General features: G+C 63.1%; 1 pseudogene. It reads left to right on the forward strand.

Annotated elements, in window-relative coordinates:
* Positions 1 to 2167, forward strand: a pseudogene (locus tag ACP5J3_RS13515) (hypothetical protein); the annotation flags it as partial.

Genomic DNA, 2167 nt, shown 5'->3' on the forward strand with positions numbered 1-2167 from the left:
GGTACCCCGTCTTCGCCGAGCTGAAGGATGTTGTCGGCGACGTGGCTGTGCAGGCGGACGTGCCGCTGAGGGTGGGGATGCCGACGTACGTCTTCAGAAGGCCGAGGGTTAGGCTGGTAGAGGAGGAGGTCGGCGGCAGACACTACCCAGACAGAGTAGCCCGCTTCATCGCCAGGTGGGACTGGGCAGGTGTTAGAGAGGGCATCCAGCGCTATATGCGGACTACCGAGGGCAGGAGGCACAGAGCTCTGGCCGAGCTTCTGGCCAGAGGCGGCGTTGCTCTCGCTCTTGAGGAGTCTGCGCATGCGCTTAGGGGAAAGGCGCCTGACGTCGTGGTAACGGCTCTGCTTGCCAGGGCGGCTAGGGAGGAGGCGGCTCTGGCAAAAGCCGCCGAGAAGGTGGACAGAGACAGAGCCAGGGTGGTGGCTGAGAGCGCCGCCAAGAAGTACAGCAAATACGTAAAACAGCTGAGAGAGGCGTTGATGAATATAGACAGAGAGAAGGCCGAGGAGCTAAGGAGGTGGTTCGGGCCGGGCGCTCTTTCTCTCGTGAGGCTGGATCCAGACGAGGCTGTCAGTAGGTTGGTCAAGTGGGCCGCGCCTGAGAGGGTTTTGGCGTGGCTGATCGATTTGAAGCTGGAGGGCGCGGCTGATATAGTTGCCAAGGCTGTGGAGGCCTACCGCCTCTACAGGCGGTTTGAGAGGTGGATGGAGCCGAGGCGCACGTTTGTGAGGGAGGGCGGTGTCTTCTCCGTGGCAAAGGCACTGGACGTAGAGGCGAGGTACCAGCCCTCCAGGCTAGAGGACGCTGTGGTTAGAAGCGTCGGTAGGTGGGCCTCTCAGCGTGTCAAGAGGCTTGAAGAAGAAGTCGGCAGAATAGCATCACAGCTGGCGAGGCACCACGCAGAGGGCAGAGTCGAGCTACCGGGCGCCGTCGTGCAGTGGCTGGCTGAGAGGGGCTACTACGACCTCGGCAAGATGCTGAGGGAGGTTCAGCCTTCCGAGGAGGTTTACCGCGTCTATAGAGACGCGGTGAGGGGCGTGGTGGAGGAGCTGAAGGCCGCGGCGAGGTTCTCCCCAGGGGCCAAGCACGAGGTCGAGAGGGTGGCGAGGGAGTGGTACGCCGAGGGAGGCCTTAGGCGTTACGTGGCTGTGGTTGCGCTACAAGAGCTGGCTCGGATCGAGCCGGCACGCGCCAGAGACGCCGCGCTGTATAGGCAGTTGCCGGAGGAGCTTAGGCGGATGGCGGAGGCTGAGGTGGAGAATGTGGAGAGAGCCCTCGTCAAAGAGGGCTTCTACGACTCCGCGTTGAGGCCGGTGTGGAGGGCGCTGTGGCTGAGGGAGAGGGAAGGCAGGGATCCGAGGGAGTACGCCGAGAGGCTAATTACGAGGATTGAGAGGCTGGCGGCTGTGGGCGACCTGCCCGAGGAAATCGCTGAGAGGGCGGTTTCCGCCTTGAGAGAGCTGGTTGTAACGTCTCTAGACGACCCGGCCCTCTACGAGAGGGCTGTTAGGGCTGGCGACGCCGTGGCGGAGGCGGCGGCTTATCTGGTGAGGACAAGCGCCCTCGGCCTCGGCTACGGCGCCGCAGAGCTTCTGAGAGCCGCCGCGGAGGCGGTGGGCCGCATAGCCAAGTCCAGGGAGCTGTTGCTGGAGGCGCTGTATAGGGCTATGGATAGAGACGTGGCGGAGGCTCTTGAGACGTACCGCCAGTATCTGGCGCGCGGCGAGTTCCCCGTCCCCCGCGGCCTAGTGCAGGTGTATATGACTAGGAGTAAAAAGATTGCAGACTTCCTCGCCAGGCGCCTGGCCGTTGAGGTGGGCGAGTACAAGCCAGACGTCTTGAAGAGAGGCCACGTCTACTACTTCCTCTACCACCCCGCGCTGAGGGAGGTGCTTGACGGAGTGATGGACCTGCTGGTGGCCAAGGTGGCTAGGTCGAGGGATCCGGTGGAGGTGCGCCTCGGCGTCGCGCCTCCCGAATACGTCTTTGTAAACAAGGCGCTGGTGGCTCACGTAGGGGAGGGAGGGGTCTTTGCGTATCCCAACCGCTGGGTGGACGCCGTCTTCGGCGTGTTGAAGAGCGTGGCTGTTATGGGCGTCTCGACATGGGGCCAACACGTAGACAGAGCAGTCAAAGACCACGGCCCGGCACTCCACGCCTACCT

Source organism: Pyrobaculum sp. (genome assembly GCF_049971835.1).
Taxonomy (GTDB): domain Archaea; phylum Thermoproteota; class Thermoprotei; order Thermoproteales; family Thermoproteaceae; genus Pyrobaculum.